We start from the raw sequence: 17,815 nt of genomic DNA, 5'->3' as shown, positions 1-17,815 counted from the left end.
GAGGCGGTGCGAGGTGACGAGATGACGGTGCACACGAAGCCGGCGGCGGCCCTGCCCTTCGCCGAGCGCCTGGAGCGGCTCGCTGAGGTCGCGGTCCGGGTCGGACTGAACCTGCAGCCCGGGCAGGAGCTGGTCCTGACCGCCCCGCTGGAGACAGTGCCGCTCGCCCGGGCGATCACCGAGCAGGCCTACCGGGCCGGCGCTTCTCTGGTCACGACCTTCTACGGCGACGACGCGGCGACGCTCGCCCGCTTCGCCCACGCGCCGGACGAGGCCTTCGACGCCGCGGCCGGCTGGCTCTATGCCGGCATGGCGGAGGCCTACCGGAACGGTGCGGCCCGCCTCGCCATCAGCGGCGACGATCCCTCGCTGCTCGCCGGCCAGGATCCCGCCAAGGTCTCGCGGGCCAACCAGGCGCGCTCGAAGGCCTACGTGCCGGCGCTGGAGCTGATCGCCAACTTCGCCACCAACTGGACCATCGTCTCGGCGGCGACCCGGCCCTGGGCCCGCACGGTCTTCCCCGACCTGCCCGAGGAGGAGGCGCTGGCCCGCCTCTGGGAGGCGGTGTTCGCGGCCTCGCGGGTGAACGGGCCGGATCCGATCGCCGAGTGGGGCGCCCACAACGCGGGCCTGCATGCGCGCCGCGATATCCTGAACGGGCGGCGCTTCGCCGCGATCCGCTTCCGGGGGCCGGATACGGACCTGACCGTCGGCCTCGCGGACGACCACGAATGGGCCGGCGGCGCGGCCACCTCCCGCACCGGCATCACCTGCAACGCCAACATTCCCACCGAGGAGGTCTTCACCACGCCGCACCGGGCGCGGGTGGAGGGCCACGTCGTGAGTACGAAGCCCCTGTCCTATCAGGGCACGCTGATCGACGGCATCCGGGTGCGGTTCGAGGAAGGCCGCATCGTCGAGGCGGCGGCGCGCACGGGCGGCGACGTCCTCGCCAAGGTGCTCGACACGGACGAGGGCGCGCGCCGCCTCGGCGAGGTCGCCCTGGTGCCGGCCTCCTCGGCGATCTCGGCCTCGGGGCTCCTGTTCTACAACACCCTGTACGACGAGAACGCCGCGAGCCACATCGCCCTCGGGCAGTCCTATGCCAAGTGCTTCCGCAACGGCGGCCGGGATTTCGGGCCAGACGACCTCGCCGCCCGGGGCGCCAACCGCAGCCTCATCCACATCGACTGGATGATCGGCTCGGGCGCGGTCGACGTCGACGGGCTCGCGGCCGACGGCACGGTGGTCCCGGTCATGCGGGCGGGCGAGTGGGTCTGAGGGCGCGGCGCCCCGGCCTTTCCTAGAGGCGCGGCCCCTTGGCCGCGCCGAGGATGCGGCCCGGGCGGCCGTTGGCGCTGCCCTGGAGCATGATCACGTAGCTGTCGGCCTCGGCGACCTGCGCGGTGCTCGCCGGAACCTCGAAATGCGCGGCCTGGCCCGCCCAGGCGCCGAGGCGGTGCAGGCCGCGCACCACGTTGACGTAGATCGCGACCCGGCCCTTGTTCTCGCCCCGCTCGATCGAGACCGGGCGGTTGCGCAGCACCGGCACCAGCCAGACCTCCCCCTTGGCCGGGCCGCCCCCGGCCTCCGCCCCGACATCCACGACGATGCGGTCGCCGCGCTCCTCGCACCGCACGCTCACCGGCAGGGGGCCGCCCGTGCCCCCCTCGCGCATCAGGCGCTCCAGGGCGCCCCGGTCCGAGCCGACCGCCGAGGCGCCGCCGTTGACGATCACCTGGGGGGTGAAGATCTGCCGCGCCCCCTTCAGGCTCGCGTAGGCGCGCTGGCGCTCGGTGAAGGGCGGCTGAGCCAGGGTGTCCTTCCAGCCGAGGTAGTCCCAATAGGTGACGGGCAGGGTCAGGGCGAGCACGTCCGGGCGCCGGGCGAGGTCCCCGATCACCTGATCGGCCGGACGGCAGACCGCGCAGCCCTGGCTCGTGAACAGCTCGATCACCGCCCGCACGGGCTCGCCGGCCCGCGCAGGCTCGGCTGCGCGGCCCTGGCCGGCGGAAAGCGCGAGGCCGGCCGCGAGGCAGACCGTGAGGCGTGCGCAGGTTCGACGATCGCCCGTCATCGACCCATCAGAGCGCGCCTGCCCGCGCCTGGGAAGTCACGTTGGCTTGAGAGCCCGCGCCGGGCGCCGGCACCCGGGCCTTCGGCAGCATCGCCGGGCGCCAGCGCCGGTGCATCCAGAGCCACTGGCCCGGGTTCTCCCGCACCCAGCCCTCGACGACCCGCGTCATCGCCTGCATCGCCCCCTGCACGTCGACGAGGCCCTCGGCGTCGCGCGGCAGGTCGAGGGGCGGCGTCAGCTCCAGGGTGAAGCGGACGCCCGGCCGGCGCACCACGCGGGCGCCGTGGACCGGGCAGTCGTGATGCCGGGCGAGCTTGCCCAGCAGCGGGTTGACGAGGCAGGGCTGCCCGAAGAACTCCACCACCACGCCCCGGGTGAAGTGCTGGTCGATGAGCTGGCCGAGGTGGCCTCCTCGCTCCACGACCCCCTGCATGGCGAAGGCCGCGCCGGGCCCGGCGGCGGCCAAGCCCCCCATGGTTTCGCGCCGCACCTCCTGGACGAGGCGGGCGGCGGCCGGGTTGTTGGGCGCCCGGAACACCGCCGTGGTCTCGAGCCCGAACTTCGCCGCGCAGATCGCCGGCAGCTCCCAGTTCGCGAGGTGGGCCGCGAAGACGAGCCCCGGCGCCCCGTCGTCGCGCAGGGCGTAGAAGTGGTCGATCCCCGAGACCGCCATGCGCTGCGTCTCGGCCACCGCCGGGTCGTAGTCGAAGAGCGTGGCGAGATGGGCGTATTCGGCGCCCGTGCGGCCGAGATTGTCCCAGGCCTCGCGGGCCGTGGCCTCGGCCCAGGCGCCGTCGCGCTCCGGAAAGGCCGCGCGCAGGTTGGCGAGGGCCGTGCGGTGGGCCGGCAGGCGCGGTCCGACGATCCGGAGGAGCCGGCCGCCGAGATCGCTCGCCCGCTCCGGCCCGAGGCTCCGCGCCAGCCAGAACAGCAGGCGGATCAGCGGAATCATCGCGAGGCCCGCGAGCCGCGGCAAGGTCCGCTTCAGGAGGAGAGCGAGGCGCAGCAACGGGCAACCTTGGGATAGGGCCGACCGAGGCCCCGGTCGGTCAGGCCTTAGACCATGCCGGCGCGCGTTCGGACAAGCCGTTGCACCGGCGCCCGCGCGGGAAGAGCTTGCGGGGAGCGATCAGAGCGTGACGAGGATCTTGCCGAATACCTTGCGGGATTCGAGCCGCTCCAGCCCGTCCCCGAAGGCCGCGAGGGGATAGACCGTGTCGACCACCGGGGTGAGGCCCTCGGCCATCTTGGCGAGCGAGTCCCGGATGTTGCGGATCGAGCAGCCGAACGAGCCGGTGATGCGGTACTGCTGCTGGAACAGCTGCATCAGGTTCATGGTGGTCGAGACGCCAGACGTCGAGCCGCAGGTGACCAGGCGCCCGCCCCGCTTCAGGCAGAGCAGCGAGCCGTTCCAGGTGTCGGGGCCGACGTGCTCGAACACCACGTCGACGCCCTTCCGCTTCGTCAGCCGCCGCACCTCGCCCTCGAACCGCTCGGTGCGGTAGTTGATGACGTGGTCGGCGCCGAGCTCGGCCGCCTTCGCGCCCTTCGCGTCGTCGCCCACCGTCGTGAAGACCGTGCAGCCGAGCGCGCGGGCCATCTTGATCGCCGCGGTGCCGATCCCCGAGCCGCCGGCATGGACGAGGATGCTCTCGCCGGGCTCAAGCCGCGCGTTGTCGAACAGCATGTGCTGGACGGTGCCGAAGGCGATCGGCGCGCAGGCCGCGTCCGTGTGGCTCACCCCGGCCGGCACCCGCACGACGAGGCGGGCCGGCATGGTGACGAACTCGCGGGCGAAGCCGTCGATGTGGAAGCCCATGACGCCGGAGACGTCCTCGCAGAGGTTGTCGCGGCCCTCCCGGCAGGCCCGGCAATGCCCGCAGGTCTGCGCGCCGTACATCGCGACGGGGTCGCCGGGCGCGAATCCCTCGACCCCCGCCCCCACCTCGGCGATCTCGCCGGCCGCCTCGGCGCCCACGGTGAGCGGGAGCCGGCGCTTGGCGAAGGCCATGCCGCGGAAGCCCCAGACGTCGATGAAGTTCAGGCCGACGGCCCGCACCCGGATCCGGACCTCCCCGGGCCCGGGCGCCGGCGCCGCCTCGACCTCGGTCAGGCGCAGGTCGCGGTCGCCGAAGAGCTGGAGGGCTTGCATCATCGTGATTCCGATTGCGTCGAGGCGTGCGGGCCGAGCGGATCGACCGGCTCGGGGGCTCCGTACAGGATGCCGTCCAGACGCGCACGCACCGCGTGCCCGTCGATGTCGGACAGGTGGCCGATCCGCCGGCCGATCCCGCCGAATGCCAGGGTGAAGACCTTCCAGCGGATGACGGACCGGTGCTGCAGTCCCGCCGCTGCCAAGTCGGTGATCGCGTAGTCGCTCGGCCAGTGACTTCCCGCCCCCGTCGTGATCATCGCCGCGATCAGGTGGCCGTGCATGGCGTTGAAGGCTCCCGTCGACAGGACGAGGATCGGACGCGGCTTGCGTTGGGGAAGATCCAGAAAGGGAAACAGGGCCGTCAGGACATCGAAGCGCTCATAACCCGTCATAGGCCGCCGCGTCCTCGGGGCTGTTCCACTCGCTCAGCGTCGCGGACAGCGACAGGAGGTAGGGGTCGGCTGATCCCGCCTCGGCCTCCACCGTGATCATCGCACCGCGGCGGCTCAGGATCGCTTTCCAGAACTCGGAAAAGGCAGGGTCCGGCTTCACTCCGTCCGTGGGCCGCCCGTCGCGCCCGTTGCGCATCTTGCGGAACCGGACCGGCTGCCCGTCGATGCGCAGCACGATCGCATCGTCGGCCGGAAGCGCACGGATCCGGCGAGCCAGTTCAGGGTCGCCCTCGATGTGGCGTGCCCAAACCACGTCGTCGCGGATGATCATCGTCGCCATCACACAGCCTCCGGCCGATTCTTACTCAGGCACCGTCCTGCCTTCAATCTTGGTCACTCCGGCGCGAGGTAGCGCCGCCGCGCCCAGCCCACCGTGCGGCCGAACCTGACGCGGCACCAGGTGGTGCGGCTCGGGGTGTCGTTGGTGCAGCCGAAGCCGAGGAGGCGGCGGCCGACCGGGATCTCGCCGACGGTCGGGGCGGCCGGATCGGGCGCTTCGCGGATCGAGAGGGCCTCGCCGCGGGGCAGCCCGTCGACCCGGAACGGCTCGGGCTCGGCCCGGGCGGGCGCCGCCAGGAGGAGGCAGGCGGGGAGCAGGCAGGCCGCGCGGCGGAGCGGGATCAACATGTCGGGATCAACATGGCGGGATCGTCTTGAGACTCGGGGCCGTCAGGCGCGGTGCACGCCCATCATCGCGGTCAGCCCGCCGTCGACGGGCAGGACCGCGCCGGTGATGTAGCCCGCCGCCGGTTCCATCAGGAAGCGCACGAGCCCCGCGACCTCCTCGGGCGCCGCGAAGCGCCCGGCCGGGATCTGGCGCTCCATCGTCGCGCGGTGGGCGGCGTAGGGCGCCATCATGGCGGTGTCGATGAAGCCCGGCGCCACCACGTTGACGGTGACGCCGCGCTTCGCCGTCTCGATGGCGAGCGTTCGGCAATAGGCGATCAGCGCCCCCTTGCTGGCCGCGTAGGCGGCGTTGCCGGGGTTGGCCCGCAGCGCCGCCACCGAGCCGATCGCCACGATGCGCCCGTCCCGCCCCCGGATCATGCCGCGCACCAGGGCCTTGGCGATCCGGGTCAGCGACCAGAAGTTCACCTGCATGGCGGCCTCGGCCCGCTCCTGATCGAGCATGGCGGCGAGCGCGTCCGCGCTCTGGCCGGCATTGTGGACGTAGCCGGAATAGCCCGCCTCCCCGGCCGCCTCGCAGAAGGCGTCGAGGGCGGCGCGGTCGGCGAGATCGACGGCATGGGCCGCGAACACGCCCTCCGGGTGTGCCGCGCGCAGCTCCGCGAGCAGCGCCTCGGCCGCCGCGCCGGAACTCCTGTACGTGAAGTCGACCCCGTGACCGGCCGCCGCCAACGCGCGGACGGTCGCGGCGCCGAGGCCGCCCGCGCCGCCGGTGACGAGGACGCGCCTCACGGCTCCGCCCCGAGCACCAGGCAGGTGTTCTGGCCGCCGAAGCCGAAGGAGTTCGACAGGACGCGGGCGACCGGCGCGTCGCGCGCCTCGGTCACCACGTCGAGGGGAATGGCGGGGTCCGGCACCGCATAGTTGATGGTCGGCGGGATGCGCCCGTGCCGGATCGTCAGGAGCGAGACCGCGGCCTCGATGGCGCCCGCCGCCGTCAGCGTGTGGCCGATCATCGACTTGTTCGACGAGATCGGCACCGTGCCCATGCGCTCGCCGAACACGGCGGTGAGGCCCAGCGCCTCCATCTTGTCGTTCTCAGGGGTCGAGGTGCCATGGGCGTTGACGGTGTCGATCCCCTCCGGCCCGACGCCGGCATCGTCAAGGGCCGCTCGGATCGCCGCGATGATCGGTGCCCCGTCCGGGCTCGATCGCGTGCGGTGGAAGCCGTCGCCCTTCTCGCCGCAGCCGAGCACGTAGCCGAGGATCGGTGCGCCCCGGGCCCGGGCGGCCTCGGCATCCTCCAGCACCAGGGCGGCGGCGCCCTCGCCCATCACGAAGCCGTCCCGGTTCTTCGAGAACGGCTTCGAGGCGGCCTCCGGTGGATCGTTCTGGGTCGAGAGCGCCGAGAGCAGGGAGAAGCGGATCAGCGATTCCGGGTTCACCGATCCGTCCGTGCCGATGCACAGCGCCGCCGTCACCTCGCCGCGGCGGATCGCCTCCACGCCGAGCTGGATCGCGGTGGCGCCGGACGAGCAGGCGGTGGAGAGCGAGATCGGCGAGCCGCGGGTGCCGAAGCGGTCGGCGATGCGATCGGCCACGGTGCCGAAGATGAAGAGGTCGTGCCAAGCGTCGAAGCGGCGGGTCGCGGCAGCCCGCTGCAGGCCCGCGTAGGTCACCGCCTCGTCCCCGGCGCCGGCCTCGGCCAGCGCCTGCCGCTGCGGCCACTCCATCTCGACGGGCGGCACCGCGATGAACAGGGCGCCGGGGAAGTCGCCCGGCCGGCCGATGCCCGCCTGCGCCACCGCCTCCTCGGCCGCGGTCTCCGCGAAGCGCTGCGAAAGGAGCGGCGCCACGAGCGGGTCGGTGTCGAGGAAGTCGACGGTTCCGGCGATGCGGGTCCGCAGGCCCTCGGTGGGAAAGCGCCGGATGGCGTGGATCCCCGAGCGTCCCGCGGTCAGCGCCGCCCAGTTCTCGGCCTGCCCCCGCCCGAGCGAGGTGACGAGGCCGATGCCGGTGACGGCGACGAGCGGGCGCCCCCGGGCGTCGCGGTGGGAGGGTGCTGTCATGGCATCGTCTTAGAGGCTGTCGGCCCGGCGTTTCCAGTCCCGATCCGCACGGGCCGCGGGCGCCGACCTCAGATCTTCCCGTCGAGACCCATCTGATAGTACTTGTGCACGATGGTGTCCTGGTTCTCCAGGAGCCAGTCGATCGAGGGCTCGTTGGTCATCGCCTTGCGGATCGCCTCGGTCATGCCCTTGCGCTGGATCTCGAACAGCGCCTTGTGGTCGACCGTCTCGGCCTGGATCACGCCGGGGCTGAGCCAGACCGAGCAGATGATGCCGAGGTCGTTGGCCCGCTCCTTGGGGATGTAGCCTGCCCGCACGGCGTCGAGGACGCCGTTGGCGATGGCGAACTGGACGGTGCCCATCAGGATCGAGGTGTACTTGCTCTCGGTCACGCTGACCTTGGACACGCACAACGTCACCGGCCGCACCATGATGTCGGTGTTCAGGAGCGCGAAGACGCGGCTGTGGCCGACCACCTGATCGCCCGTGAGCGTCGCCAGCGCCGTGCCGACCGGCCCGTCGAGCTCGCCGATGATCACCTCGGGCTCGGAGGCGGTGTTCGGCGGGCCGCCCGCGACGAGGGCCTCGCCGGCGCGGAGGATGATGCGTTCGCTCATGGGCTGTCCTGTTGACTGGGCTGTCCTGTTGGCTGGCCGGGCGGGGGTGTCTCACACGTTCGCGGGCGCGGGTCCACCCCGGCGCCGCGGGGGCTCAGGCCGCGGCGAGCACCCGCACGAGGCCCTCGCCGCGGCGATGGCCGACCGCGGTGACGGCGACCTCCGGCAGGCCCCGCTCGGCCACCAGGGCCGCGGCGAGGGCGGTGCCGAGGGGGCTTGCGACCTCGAGCCCGTGTCCGGCGACGTCGCCCAGCGCCGTCAGCGGCACGTCCGGAGCCAGGCGGGCGAGCGCCGCGGCCTCCTCGGCGGTGATCCCCGCGCAGCCGGTGGCGCCGGAGAGGATGGCGGCAGGGCCCGAGATTCCGGCCTCGGTCCAGAGCCGGGCGAGGCTCGTCTCCACGCTGCCGGCCTCGCGCCGGGTGCGGTCGCTCGCCACCGGCGCGATCCGGGCGAGCGCCCGGGCGCCGCGGGCCCGGGCCGCCTCGGCGGCCTCCAGGACCAGGAAGGCCGCGCAGCTGCCGAGGATGAAGCCAGCCTCCTCACCCTCCCCCCGCGCGAAGACGGGGCGGAAGTCGGGCCTGGCGAGGTAGCCGCCCATCTCGTGGATCACCAGCACGTCCGGCCGCTCGGCGCTGTAGGAGCCGCCGACCAGCATCGCCTCCACCTGGCCCGCGGCGATGCGGGCCTGGGCGATGCGCAGCGCGTCGGTGCCGGCCGCCTCCTCGCCCATGAAGGTGCGCGAGGCCCCCGTGACGCCGTGCACGATGGCGATGTTGCCGGCGAGCAGGTTCGAGAGCTGGGCGAGGAACAGGGTCGGGCGCAGGTCGTTCTGCAGGCGCTCGTTGAGGTAGGCGCCCGCGTCCCGGGCCTCGCGCAGGCCGGTGAGGATCGCGCCGTCCACCGCGTAGTCGCGCTCGCCGCCGCCGGCCGCCACCACGAGATGGAGGGCGGCCTTGAAGGCGGCATCCCCCTTCACGCCGGCCGCGTCGAGGGCGAGGCCGGCCGCGTAGACGCCGAGGCGCTGCCACGCCTCCATCTGGCGCTGGTCCGACTTCTTCGGGATCTGACCGTCGAGGGCGAGCGCCGGGGCGGGGTGAACGGGATAGGGCGCGAAGGTCGCCGCGTCCGTCCGGGGCGGCTCCCCCCCGGCGAGCGCGTCGAGATGGGCCTGCACCCCCTCGCCCGCGCAGGAGACGAGGCCGATCCCGGTGACGACGACGTCCCTCACGCGGCCGCTCCCGCGCGCAGGAGGCCGATCCGCTCGGCGCGCTCGCGCATCGGCGCGTCGAGGCCCGCCGGGAACGGCATGGTGCGGAAGCGGAGCTCGGCGTCGCACAGCGCCTTGCCGGCGTGGCGGATCGCGGCCTTCGTCACCGCGTAGCCGGAGCCGTCGTGCTCCAGGCTCGCCTCGACGGCGAGCTCGGCGCCCGGGCCCACGAAGGAGCGGAAGCGCGCCTTGTCGACGCCCATCAGGAACGGCATCTGGGCGAAGTCGAGATGGGCCAGCACGAGATAGCCGGAGGCCTGCGCCATCGTCTCTGTGAGCAGCACGCCCGGCACCAGGGGGTGGCCGGGGAAGTGGCCCTCGAAGACCGGGCTGGCGAGCGGCACCCGGGCCAGCGCCTCGATCCGCCCCGCGGCGCGGTCGAGCCGCACCACCTCGTCGATCATCTCGAAGTATTCGAGGCGCATGGGCTGTCCCGCGTCCCGGCCGTCAGGCCTTGGCGGCCTTCTCGGCCACCAGCGCGTCGATCCGCGCGCAGAGGTTCTTCAGGACGAAGTACTCCTCGGCCGGGACCTTGCCCTCGTTGACCTCCTGGGTCCAGCGCTCCAGCGGCAGCTTGATCCCGAAGGCCTTGTCGACCGCGAACGCGATGTCCAGGAAGGCGAGGCTGTCGATGCCGAGGTCGTCGATGGCGTGGCTCTCGGGGGTGATCGTGTCCCGCGGGATGTCGGCGGTGTCCGCGATGATGTCGGCAACCCGGTCGAAGGTGCTCGAAGCGACAGTGCTCGTCTTGGCCTGGTCAGACATTCGTTCTCGCCGTCTCTCGGGGTGTCCGCCGGGCACGTCCCCCCGCCCCCGCGAGTCCCGCGCCACGCACAAAGCCACGGCGGCGCCGGGCGGGCGTCCCGTCCATGGTCCTGATCTCTGGCGGCGACCTCTACACGAGGGGGTGAGGCCCGGCAACCGCGGCCCGCGCGGGCATTCCGCGGTGCACCGGGACGCCCTACATCAGCGCGCGCCGCACCCGTCCCGCCAGGGGCCGGGCCGCCGGCGAGAGGCCAGTCGAGAGATGCCTTCATGACCGCGACACCGCGCCCGGGCCGGGAGCCGACCAGAGGGCTGCCCCGAGACCCGGCGGCCCCCGGAGCACCCCCCGGGGCCGCCCCCTCGCAGGGCATCGCCCGGGTCACCCTGGTGCTGGCGCTCGCCGCCCTCGGCCTGTGGATCCTGCACGGCTTCCTGCCGGCGCTCGCCTGGGCGGTGATCCTCGCCATCGCCCTGGGGCCGCTCTACGCCCGCGTCGAGCGGCGCTTCCCGCCGGGCCCGCACAACATTCTTCTGCCGCTCCTGGCCACCCTCCTCGTCGCCCTCGTGTTCCTCGCGCCGCTCGTGCTCCTCGGCGTGCAGGCGGCGCGGGAGGCGCACGAGGTGCTGGGCTTCGTGCGCAGCGCCGAGGCGAACGGGATCCCGGCGCCCGAGGCCCTGCAGCACCTGCCCTTCGGCGCGGCGCAGGCGACCGACTGGTGGAACCAGACGCTCGGCCACCCGGAGGCCGGCTCGGAGCTCGTGCGCCGCCTCGACAACGGCTCGGTGCTCGGCCTGTCGCGCAACCTCGGGCGCGAGGTGGTGCACCGGGCCGTGCTGTTCGGCTTCAGCCTCGTCGCCCTGTTCTTCCTGTTCCGCGACGGGCGCGCGGTGGCCGCCCAGGTGCTCACCGCCTGCGACCGGCTGTTCGGGCCCCGGGGCGAGCGGGTGGCCCGCCAGATGGTCGCCTCGGTGCACGGCACCGTGGACGGCCTCGTCCTCGTCGGCCTCGGCGAGGGCGTGCTCCTCGGCATCGTCTACTTCTTCGCCGGCGTCCCGCACCCGGTCCTGTTCGGCGCCTTCACGGCGGTCGCGGCGATGATCCCGTTCGGGGCGCCCGTCGCCTTCGGGCTCGCGGGGCTCCTGCTCTTCGCCAACGGCGCGGCGGTCGCCGCGATCGTCGTGATCGCGGCGGGCTTCGTCGTGACCTTCGTGGCCGACCACTTCGTGCGGCCGGCGCTGATCGGCGGGACGACGCAGCTCCCGTTCCTGTGGGTGCTCCTCGGCATCCTCGGCGGCGTCGAGACCTTCGGGCTGCTCGGCCTGTTCCTCGGCCCGGCCGTCATGGCCGCCCTGGTCCTCCTCTGGCGCGAGTTCACGCAAGGGGCGCAGGCCCGGCCCATCGCCTAAGGAGGGCCCGGAACGCGAAGGGGCGCCCCGCGGGCGCCCCTTTTCCTTTTCAATCGATCCGGATCACATCGGCGGGGTCAGGCCGTCCTTGCCCACCGCGACGAACTTCGCCCCGAGCTTCCCGCCGTCCTTGGCGGCGATGATGAAGACCTTGGAGCCGGGCTTGGCGATCGCCTGGTCGGCCGGCTCGAAGGCGACGATCGGGGCGTTCGGCGGCACCACGATCTGCTTCGACTGATCCTTGTTGTAGGTGACCTTAAGGGTCTTGGCGCCGTCCGCCGCGCCGGACTTCTCGACGGTGCCGTTGGTCATCGCGCTCTTCACCTTGGGAGCGCCGCCCGTGCCAGTGCTCTCCACCGTGCCGTTCGTCATGGCACTCTTCACCTTCGGCGCGCCGCCCTCGACGGTGCCGTTGGTCATCGCGCTCTTCACCTTGGCGTCACCGCCGGCGGTGTGGTCCGTGATGGCGTCCCAGGCGTAGTTGCCCTCGCCGGTGCCGCGCATCGACTCGGGGAACAGCACCACCTCGAGGGCCGTCATCGGGTTCTCGCCCTTGGTGGCGGTGCCGATGAAGACGCCGTCCTTGATCTGGTCGAGGCTCGAGGGCACCACCCAGGCGTACTTGGCGCCGTCCGTGGCGATGGTCTCGCTCTTGCCGTCCTGGGTCTTCACGGTGATCCCGCCGGCGTCGGCGCTCTCGATCGTGCCGCGCACGCGCTGAAGCTCGGGAGCGGCCATCGCTCCGGTGGTCAGGGCCAGAAGGCCCGCGAGGGCGGCGGTGGTGATGCGCTTCATGTCTCGTCTCCCGGGTTGGGGTGCCCCCGAGATGGGGCGATGTTCCTCATCGACAAGATTTGACGCAATTGATTGCCGTGCCACTTTGTTTGCGTGATGCGGGAGGTTCCGGCAGGGCAAGGTTGAGGGACGGCCGGGCCGAACGCGGCCCGGCCGTCCCTCAGGCGGGCCTCACTCGCACTCGGAGAGCACGAGCTTGCAGTTCGGGCACTGGTCGAACGCCATCTGCTTGGCAGCGCCCTCGGTGCGGCCCCAGCCGACGCCGTAGCTCGTGCGGTTCGAGACGTAGGCGCCGCAGCTGTCGAAGCGGGCCACCACCTTGCAGCCGTTGTTGCCGACCTTCCGGCACTCGCGGAGGGCGGCCGCGCCGGCCTCCTCCCGCGTGTCGCCCCAGCCGATGCCGTACCCCTCGTCGCCCGCGGCCTGGCCGCGCTCCGTGTCGACCGCGAAGGCGCCGGCCGCCAGGGCCGTGGACGAGCCGAGAGTGGACGAGCCGAGACATGCCGCGAGCAGTGCGGCTGCGATGAACTTCATGGAAAATCCCCCGATCGTGGCGCGCACCGGCGGTTCAGGGCCCCGGCTTCACCGCGCGTGCGGCATCCTGTCCTAGGATAGGTCGGAGAGCCATCGCCCAGGCGTTCAAATGTCTTGCCCCGGCGTCCCGGCCCGCCGCTGCCCGGTCCGGTGTTACTCGGCCCAGCGCAGGGCCGCGGCCGACGCGAAGGTGCCGATCACCGCGGCGATGAGGCTGAGCGCCGCCAGGATCGCGAGGGGCGTCGCGAGCGGCACCGTGCCGCCGAGTGCCGACTGGGCGGCCGAGACCCCGAAGATCAGGGTCGGGATCATCAGGGGCAGGACCAGCACGGCGAGGATCAGGCCGCCGCGGCGGATGGAGGCCGTGAGCGCCGCGCCCACCGCGCCCACGAAGGTCAGCGCCGGGGTGCCGACGAGGAGCGTCAGCGCGGTGGCCGCCATGGCGGTGCCGTCGAGGGCGACGAGGAGGCCGAACAGCGGGGAGGCGAGCGCCAGCGGCAGGCCGGTGGTCAGCCAATGGGCCAGCACCTTGGCGAGCACCACGAGCTCCAGGGGCGCGGGCGCCCCGGTCATCAGGTCGAGGGAGCCGTCCTCCTCGTCCGCCTGGAACAGGCGGTCGAGGCCGATCAGCGTGGCGAGCACCGCGGCGAGCCACAGGATGGCCGGGCCGATCCGGGACAGGAGGTTGAGGTCGGGCCCGAGCGCGAAGGGCACGAGCGCCACGATCATCAGGAAGAAGACCAGGGAGAGGCTGCCCGAGCCCCCCACCCGGGCGGCGAGCGCGAGGTCTCGCCGAACGAGCGCCGCGAAGCCGCGGATCATCGCGCGGCCTCCGGCCGGTCCGCGCCGATGCGCAGCTCGCGGGCATCCGCGAGCCCGAGGGCCTGGTGGGTCGCGGCCACGACGAGGCCGCCCTCGGCCCGGTGCTCGGCCATCAGGGCGGCGAGCAGCCCCTGCGAGGCGAGGTCGAGGGCCGCCGTCGGCTCGTCGAGGAGCCAGAGCGGCCGGCGGCAGACGAGGAGGCGCGCCAGCGCCACCCGCCGCCGCTGACCGGCCGAGAGATAGGCCACCGGCAGCTTCAGCGCGTGGGCGAGCCCGAGGCGGGCGAGCGCCTCGCGGGGCGTCAGGCGCGGGGCGCCGAGGAGGTCGCGGGCGAAGGCGAGGTTCTCCTCGGCCGTCAGCGCGGCCTTCAGGCCGTCGCGGTGTCCGATCCCGTGCAGGCACTCGGGCAGGCTCGCCTCGCCGACGCCCGCGACCCGGATCGCGCCGGCATCGGGCCGCAGGCGCCCTGCGAGGATCGCCAGCAGCGTCGACTTGCCGGCCCCGTTGCGGCCGGTGACCATCAGGGCCTCGCCCGGGCCGAGCGCGAAGGACAGGCCCGAGAAGATCCGGCGCCCGGCGCGGCGGGCGGCGAGGTTGTCGACGGTCAGGTTCATGGCACCCGGGGCGAGGAGAGGCGCGAGCCGGCGGCAGGGCTACGCCCGACCCGATCGGGTCGCGAGCCTCATCGCACGGCTTGCGGCCGGAGGCGAGGACCCTCCGTCACGCGTCCCCGCCCGGCACCTCAGCGGTAGATCTCCCGCCGGTGGCCGACCTTGACCACGAGGATGCGGACGGCCTCGTCCTCGATCGACGCGATGATGCGCAGGTCGCCGACGCGGTATTTCCAGAAGGCGCCGAGCCTCGCGCCTCTCAGTGCCTCGCCGACGGACCGCGGGTCGGGGAGGGGCGCAAGCCGGTCCCTCAGGAAGCGGATCACCCGCTCGGCCGCTTGCCGATCGAGCTTGGCGAGGTCGCGCTCGGCCGCGCGGGCGACCTCAATCCGCCAGGCCATACCGGTCGATCAGGTCCGACAACGGCAGGGTCCCGCTCTCGCCCCGCTTCAGCGCCGCGAGGCGAGCCTCCGCCTCCTCCGCATCGACGCGATCCTGCACGTGCTCCAGGATCGCGTCGCGCACGTAGGCGTCCCGGGTCCGGCCGGACCGCGCCGCGAGCGCATCGAGGTGGCGTTCGATCTCGGGGGGCAGGTCGACGGTGAGCATGGGCGTCTCCGCGGGGCGCGTCGTGTCCGGGCCGGATGGGCAGCGGGGTCCGGATTTCTCCACCCGACAGCCGCCCGCCCGTGTCACCCCGTACCGTAGCGGGCAGATTCGAAACGTTCTATAGACGCCCCCAGGCTGCGCCGCGCGATTCCTCGGGCGTCCAATTCGCCCTCGCGCAACATCCGTCCGGGCACCCCCGGAGCGGCGCGTGCTCCCGACGGGAGCGCATCCGGCCGAACACACGATTCGTGGCGCAGGTTATGCCTGCGCGTGTTCGACAAACGCCAGCGAGGATCAGACTAGCCGTGGCATCGCTCGACAGCTTCAAGGCCCGCCAGACGCTCGACGCGGGGGGCAAGACCTACACCTACTACTCCATTCCGGAAGCCGTGAAGAACGGCCTGGCCGACGCCACCGCGCTGCCCTTCTCCATGAAGGTGCTGCTCGAGAACCTGCTGCGCTACGAGGACGACCGCTCGGTCAAGCGCGCGGACATCGAGGCTGCGGTGGCCTGGCTCGGCAACCAGGGCAAGACGGAGACCGAGATCGCCTTCCGCCCCGCCCGCGTGCTGATGCAGGACTTCACGGGCGTGCCGGCCGTCGTCGACCTCGCGGCCATGCGCGACGCCATGGTGGCGCTGGGCGGCGACCCGCAGAAGATCAACCCGCTGGTGCCCGTCGATCTCGTGATCGACCACTCCGTGATCGTCGACGAGTTCGGCACCCCGAAGGCGCTCGGCGAGAACGTCGCCCTCGAATACGAGCGCAACGGCGAGCGCTACACCTTCCTGAAGTGGGGCCAGACGGCGTTCCGCAACTTCTCGGTGGTGCCCCCGGGCACCGGCATCTGCCATCAGGTCAACCTCGAATACCTGTCGCAGACCGTCTGGACGAAGTCCGAGGACGGCTCGGACGTGGCCTATCCGGACAGCCTCGTCGGCACCGACTCGCACACCACCATGGTCAACGGCCTCGCGGTGCTGGGCTGGGGCGTCGGCGGCATCGAGGCCGAGGCCGCGATGCTCGGCCAGCCGCTCTCGATGCTGATCCCCGAGGTCGTCGGCTTCAAGCTGTCGGGCAAGCTGCCCGAGGGCACCACCGCCACCGACCTCGTGCTCACCGTCACGCAGATGCTGCGCAAGAAGGGCGTCGTCGGCAAGTTCGTGGAGTTCTACGGCCCCGGCCTCGACGACATGGCGGTGGCCGACCGCGCCACGATCTCCAACATGGCCCCCGAGTACGGCGCCACCTGCGGCTTCTTCCCCGTCGACCGCAAGACCATCGACTTCCTCAAGGTGACGGGCCGCTCCGACGAGCGCATCGCGCTGGTGGAGGCCTACGCCAAGGCGCAGGGCATGTGGCGCGACGCCGACACGCCGGACCCCGTCTTCACCGACACGCTCGCCCTCGACATGGGCGACGTGCGCCCCTCGCTCGCCGGCCCGAAGCGCCCGCAGGACCGGGTGCTCCTCGACGGCGCCAAGGCCGGCTTCGCCGACGCCATGGAGCGGGAGTTCCGCAAGGCCGCCGACATCGCGAGCCGCTACGCGGTCGAGGGCACCAACTTCGACATCGGCCACGGGGACGTGGTGATCGCGGCGATCACGAGCTGCACCAACACCTCGAACCCCTCCGTGATGATCGGCGCGGGGCTCCTCGCCCGCAACGCGGTGGCCAAGGGCCTCACCACCAAGCCGTGGGTGAAGACCTCGCTGGCCCCGGGCAGCCAAGTGGTGGCCGAGTACCTCGACAAGGCCGGCCTGCAGGAGAGCCTCGACGCGCTGGGCTTCAACCTCGTCGGCTTCGGCTGCACCACCTGCATCGGCAATTCCGGCCCGCTGCCGGCGCCGATCTCCAAGGCCATCAACGACAACGACGTGGTGGCCGCGGCCGTGCTCTCGGGCAACCGCAACTTCGAGGGCCGCGTGAACCCCGACGTGCGGGCGAACTACCTCGCCTCCCCGCCCCTGGTGGTGGCCTACGCGCTCGCGGGCTCGCTCCAGGTCGACCTCACCAAGGATCCGCTGGGCCAGGGCGCCGACGGCAAGCCCGTCTACCTCGCCGACATCTGGCCCTCCTCGGCGGAGGTGAGCGCCTTCATCGAGCGGAACATCACCTCGGCGCTGTTCAAGAGCCGCTACGCCGACGTGTTCGGGGGCGACGAGAACTGGCGGGGCGTCGCGGTCGAGGAGGCCGAGACCTTCGCCTGGAACCCCGGCTCCACCTACGTGCAGAACCCGCCCTACTTCGTTGGCATGGAGAAGACGCCGGCGCCCGTCACCGACATCGCGGACGCGCGCATCCTCGGCCTGTTCCTCGACTCGATCACGACGGACCACATCTCGCCGGCCGGCAACATCCGGGCGGCCTCGCCGGCGGGCGCCTACCTGCAGGAGCACCAGGTGCGCGTGCAGGACTTCAACCAGTACGGCACGCGCCGCGGCAACCACGAGGTGATGATGCGGGGCACCTTCGCCAACATCCGCATCAAGAACCAGATGGTGCGGGACGAGGGCGGCAACGTGGTCGAGGGCGGCTGGACCCTGTTCCAGCCCTCAGGCGAGCGGATGTACATCTACGACGCCGCGCAGCGCTACGCCGAGGCCGGCACGCCCCTCGTCGTCTTCGCCGGCAAGGAGTACGGCACCGGCTCGTCCCGCGACTGGGCGGCCAAGGGCACCAAGCTCCTCGGCGTCCGCGCCGTGGTCGCCGAGAGCTTCGAGCGCATCCACCGCTCGAACCTCGTGGGCATGGGCGTGGTGCCGCTGGTCTTCCAGGGGGAGACGAGCTGGGCCTCCCTCGGCCTCAAGGGCGACGAGACCGTGACGATCCGGGGCCTCGCGGGCGAGCTGAAGCCGCGCCAGACCCTGATCGCCGAGATCACGTCGGCGGACGGCACGCGGCAGGAAGTCCCGCTCACCTGCCGGATCGACACCCTCGACGAGCTCGAATACTTCCGCAACGGCGGCATCCTGCCCTACGTGCTGCGCTCGCTCGCGGCCTGACAG

General features: G+C 72.6%; 21 protein-coding genes. 3 read left to right on the top strand and 18 right to left on the bottom strand.

Translation table 11 applies throughout. The features are described from left to right. The first annotated feature begins 21 nt into the window (after positions 1-21). The gene (locus ACLBXP_RS14745) at positions 22-1,281 is read left to right on the top strand and encodes an aminopeptidase (protein ID WP_447668476.1); all 1,260 of its coding nucleotides are present in this window, start codon (positions 22-24) and stop codon (positions 1,279-1,281) included. A gap of 22 nt (positions 1,282-1,303) precedes the next feature. On the opposite strand, the gene ACLBXP_RS14740 is transcribed toward ACLBXP_RS14745, so the two are convergent. From ACLBXP_RS14740 to ACLBXP_RS14685, 12 genes are all read right to left on the bottom strand, one after another. Continuing rightward, positions 1,304-2,077 carry a DUF1223 domain-containing protein gene (locus tag ACLBXP_RS14740; RefSeq protein WP_447668475.1) on the bottom strand — a complete coding sequence of 258 codons (774 nt, stop codon included), beginning with the start codon at positions 2,075-2,077 and terminating at the stop codon, positions 1,304-1,306. Between the two features lie 7 nt (positions 2,078-2,084). Further along, positions 2,085-3,086, bottom strand: coding sequence for a lipid A biosynthesis lauroyl acyltransferase (locus ACLBXP_RS14735; RefSeq protein ID WP_447668474.1), 1,002 nt, complete (start codon positions 3,084-3,086; stop codon positions 2,085-2,087). A gap of 120 nt (positions 3,087-3,206) precedes the next feature. After that, a complete protein-coding gene (locus ACLBXP_RS14730) occupies positions 3,207-4,229 on the bottom strand; it encodes a zinc-binding dehydrogenase (RefSeq protein WP_447668637.1) in 1,023 nt (340 codons plus the stop codon). Continuing rightward, positions 4,229-4,624 (bottom strand): type II toxin-antitoxin system PemK/MazF family toxin, encoded by a 396-nt coding sequence (locus ACLBXP_RS14725; protein WP_447668473.1) that lies wholly within the window; start codon positions 4,622-4,624, stop codon positions 4,229-4,231. Before ACLBXP_RS14725 ends, ACLBXP_RS14730 begins: the two co-directional genes overlap by 1 nt. Then, a complete protein-coding gene (locus ACLBXP_RS14720; protein ID WP_447668472.1) occupies positions 4,611-4,964 on the bottom strand; it encodes a hypothetical protein in 354 nt (117 codons plus the stop codon). The genes ACLBXP_RS14725 and ACLBXP_RS14720 overlap by 14 nt, the downstream gene beginning before the upstream one ends. Before the next feature lie 53 nt (positions 4,965-5,017). Then, entirely contained in the window at positions 5,018-5,311 is a 294-nt protein-coding gene (locus ACLBXP_RS14715) for an SH3 domain-containing protein (RefSeq protein WP_447668471.1), read from the bottom strand. 42 nt (positions 5,312-5,353) lie between these two features. Then, positions 5,354-6,103: an SDR family oxidoreductase gene (locus tag ACLBXP_RS14710; RefSeq protein ID WP_447668470.1), complete on the bottom strand. Its 750-nt coding sequence runs from the start codon at positions 6,101-6,103 to the stop codon at positions 5,354-5,356. Then, on the bottom strand, positions 6,100-7,380 hold the full coding sequence (locus ACLBXP_RS14705; RefSeq protein WP_447668469.1) for a beta-ketoacyl-ACP synthase: 1,281 nt from the start codon (positions 7,378-7,380) through the stop codon (positions 6,100-6,102). The genes ACLBXP_RS14710 and ACLBXP_RS14705 overlap by 4 nt, the downstream gene beginning before the upstream one ends. A 68-nt stretch (positions 7,381-7,448) precedes the next feature. Next, positions 7,449-7,997 carry a formaldehyde-activating enzyme gene (locus tag ACLBXP_RS14700; RefSeq protein WP_447668468.1) on the bottom strand — a complete coding sequence of 183 codons (549 nt, stop codon included), beginning with the start codon at positions 7,995-7,997 and terminating at the stop codon, positions 7,449-7,451. Positions 7,998-8,091: 94 nt separating this feature from the next. Beyond that, positions 8,092-9,225, bottom strand: coding sequence for a beta-ketoacyl-ACP synthase (locus ACLBXP_RS14695; RefSeq protein WP_447668467.1), 1,134 nt, complete (start codon positions 9,223-9,225; stop codon positions 8,092-8,094). After that, positions 9,222-9,689 carry a 3-hydroxyacyl-ACP dehydratase FabZ family protein gene (locus ACLBXP_RS14690; protein WP_447668466.1) on the bottom strand — a complete coding sequence of 156 codons (468 nt, stop codon included), beginning with the start codon at positions 9,687-9,689 and terminating at the stop codon, positions 9,222-9,224. The genes ACLBXP_RS14695 and ACLBXP_RS14690 overlap by 4 nt, the downstream gene beginning before the upstream one ends. Positions 9,690-9,711: 22 nt before the next feature. Further along, positions 9,712-10,029 carry an acyl carrier protein gene (locus ACLBXP_RS14685; RefSeq protein ID WP_447668465.1) on the bottom strand — a complete coding sequence of 106 codons (318 nt, stop codon included), beginning with the start codon at positions 10,027-10,029 and terminating at the stop codon, positions 9,712-9,714. 270 nt (positions 10,030-10,299) lie between these two features. On the opposite strand from ACLBXP_RS14685, the gene ACLBXP_RS14680 reads away from it, so the two are divergent. Further along, positions 10,300-11,436, top strand: coding sequence for an AI-2E family transporter (locus ACLBXP_RS14680; RefSeq protein WP_447668464.1), 1,137 nt, complete (start codon positions 10,300-10,302; stop codon positions 11,434-11,436). 63 nt (positions 11,437-11,499) lie between these two features. Here the strand turns inward: ACLBXP_RS14680 and ACLBXP_RS14675 are convergent, their stop codons facing one another. The 6 genes from ACLBXP_RS14675 to relB form a co-directional block, all read right to left on the bottom strand. Then, the gene (locus ACLBXP_RS14675) at positions 11,500-12,231 is read right to left on the bottom strand and encodes a metal ABC transporter permease (protein ID WP_447668463.1); all 732 of its coding nucleotides are present in this window, start codon (positions 12,229-12,231) and stop codon (positions 11,500-11,502) included. 171 nt (positions 12,232-12,402) lie between these two features. Then, entirely contained in the window at positions 12,403-12,765 is a 363-nt protein-coding gene (locus ACLBXP_RS14670; protein ID WP_447668462.1) for a DUF4189 domain-containing protein, read from the bottom strand. Between the two features lie 153 nt (positions 12,766-12,918). Then, positions 12,919-13,587 (bottom strand): heme exporter protein CcmB, encoded by a 669-nt coding sequence (gene ccmB / locus ACLBXP_RS14665; protein ID WP_447668461.1) that lies wholly within the window; start codon positions 13,585-13,587, stop codon positions 12,919-12,921. Then, the gene (gene ccmA / locus ACLBXP_RS14660; RefSeq protein ID WP_447668460.1) at positions 13,584-14,201 is read right to left on the bottom strand and encodes a heme ABC exporter ATP-binding protein CcmA; all 618 of its coding nucleotides are present in this window, start codon (positions 14,199-14,201) and stop codon (positions 13,584-13,586) included. Before ccmA ends, ccmB begins: the two co-directional genes overlap by 4 nt. Before the next feature lie 128 nt (positions 14,202-14,329). After that, a complete protein-coding gene (locus ACLBXP_RS14655; RefSeq protein ID WP_447668459.1) occupies positions 14,330-14,599 on the bottom strand; it encodes a type II toxin-antitoxin system RelE family toxin in 270 nt (89 codons plus the stop codon). Continuing rightward, positions 14,583-14,807: a type II toxin-antitoxin system RelB family antitoxin gene (relB, locus tag ACLBXP_RS14650; RefSeq protein ID WP_447668458.1), complete on the bottom strand. Its 225-nt coding sequence runs from the start codon at positions 14,805-14,807 to the stop codon at positions 14,583-14,585. The genes ACLBXP_RS14655 and relB overlap by 17 nt, the downstream gene beginning before the upstream one ends. Positions 14,808-15,112: 305 nt before the next feature. On the opposite strand from relB, the gene acnA reads away from it, so the two are divergent. Beyond that, on the top strand, positions 15,113-17,812 hold the full coding sequence (gene acnA, locus ACLBXP_RS14645) for an aconitate hydratase AcnA (RefSeq protein WP_447668457.1): 2,700 nt from the start codon (positions 15,113-15,115) through the stop codon (positions 17,810-17,812). The last annotated feature ends 3 nt before the right edge of the window (positions 17,813-17,815 follow it).

This window comes from Methylobacterium sp. A54F, assembly GCF_053346035.1.
The sequence above is the reverse complement of the archived record's forward strand: the minus strand, read 5'-3'. Positions and strand labels throughout refer to the sequence as shown.

Bases quoted from the DNA above. Each gene is read 5' to 3' on its own strand.
- ACLBXP_RS14715 (WP_447668471.1), bottom strand. From the start codon at position 5,311: ATGTTGATCCCGCTCCGCCGCGCGGCCTGCCTGCTCCCCGCCTGCCTC.
- ACLBXP_RS14685 (WP_447668465.1), bottom strand. From the start codon at position 10,029: ATGTCTGACCAGGCCAAGACGAGCACTGTCGCTTCGAGCACCTTCGAC.
- ACLBXP_RS14700 (WP_447668468.1), bottom strand. From the start codon at position 7,997: ATGAGCGAACGCATCATCCTCCGCGCCGGCGAGGCCCTCGTCGCGGGC.
- ACLBXP_RS14725 (WP_447668473.1), bottom strand. From the start codon at position 4,624: ATGACGGGTTATGAGCGCTTCGATGTCCTGACGGCCCTGTTTCCCTTT.
- relB (WP_447668458.1), bottom strand. From the start codon at position 14,807: ATGCTCACCGTCGACCTGCCCCCCGAGATCGAACGCCACCTCGATGCG.
- ACLBXP_RS14675 (WP_447668463.1), bottom strand. From the start codon at position 12,231: ATGAAGCGCATCACCACCGCCGCCCTCGCGGGCCTTCTGGCCCTGACC.
- ACLBXP_RS14730 (WP_447668637.1), bottom strand. From the start codon at position 4,229: ATGCAAGCCCTCCAGCTCTTCGGCGACCGCGACCTGCGCCTGACCGAG.
- ACLBXP_RS14740 (WP_447668475.1), bottom strand. From the start codon at position 2,077: ATGACGGGCGATCGTCGAACCTGCGCACGCCTCACGGTCTGCCTCGCG.
- ACLBXP_RS14655 (WP_447668459.1), bottom strand. From the start codon at position 14,599: ATGGCCTGGCGGATTGAGGTCGCCCGCGCGGCCGAGCGCGACCTCGCC.
- ACLBXP_RS14705 (WP_447668469.1), bottom strand. From the start codon at position 7,380: ATGACAGCACCCTCCCACCGCGACGCCCGGGGGCGCCCGCTCGTCGCC.
- ccmB (WP_447668461.1), bottom strand. From the start codon at position 13,587: ATGATCCGCGGCTTCGCGGCGCTCGTTCGGCGAGACCTCGCGCTCGCC.
- ACLBXP_RS14670 (WP_447668462.1), bottom strand. From the start codon at position 12,765: ATGAAGTTCATCGCAGCCGCACTGCTCGCGGCATGTCTCGGCTCGTCC.
- ACLBXP_RS14720 (WP_447668472.1), bottom strand. From the start codon at position 4,964: ATGGCGACGATGATCATCCGCGACGACGTGGTTTGGGCACGCCACATC.
- ccmA (WP_447668460.1), bottom strand. From the start codon at position 14,201: ATGAACCTGACCGTCGACAACCTCGCCGCCCGCCGCGCCGGGCGCCGG.
- ACLBXP_RS14690 (WP_447668466.1), bottom strand. From the start codon at position 9,689: ATGCGCCTCGAATACTTCGAGATGATCGACGAGGTGGTGCGGCTCGAC.
- ACLBXP_RS14680 (WP_447668464.1), top strand. From the start codon at position 10,300: ATGACCGCGACACCGCGCCCGGGCCGGGAGCCGACCAGAGGGCTGCCC.
- ACLBXP_RS14745 (WP_447668476.1), top strand. From the start codon at position 22: ATGACGGTGCACACGAAGCCGGCGGCGGCCCTGCCCTTCGCCGAGCGC.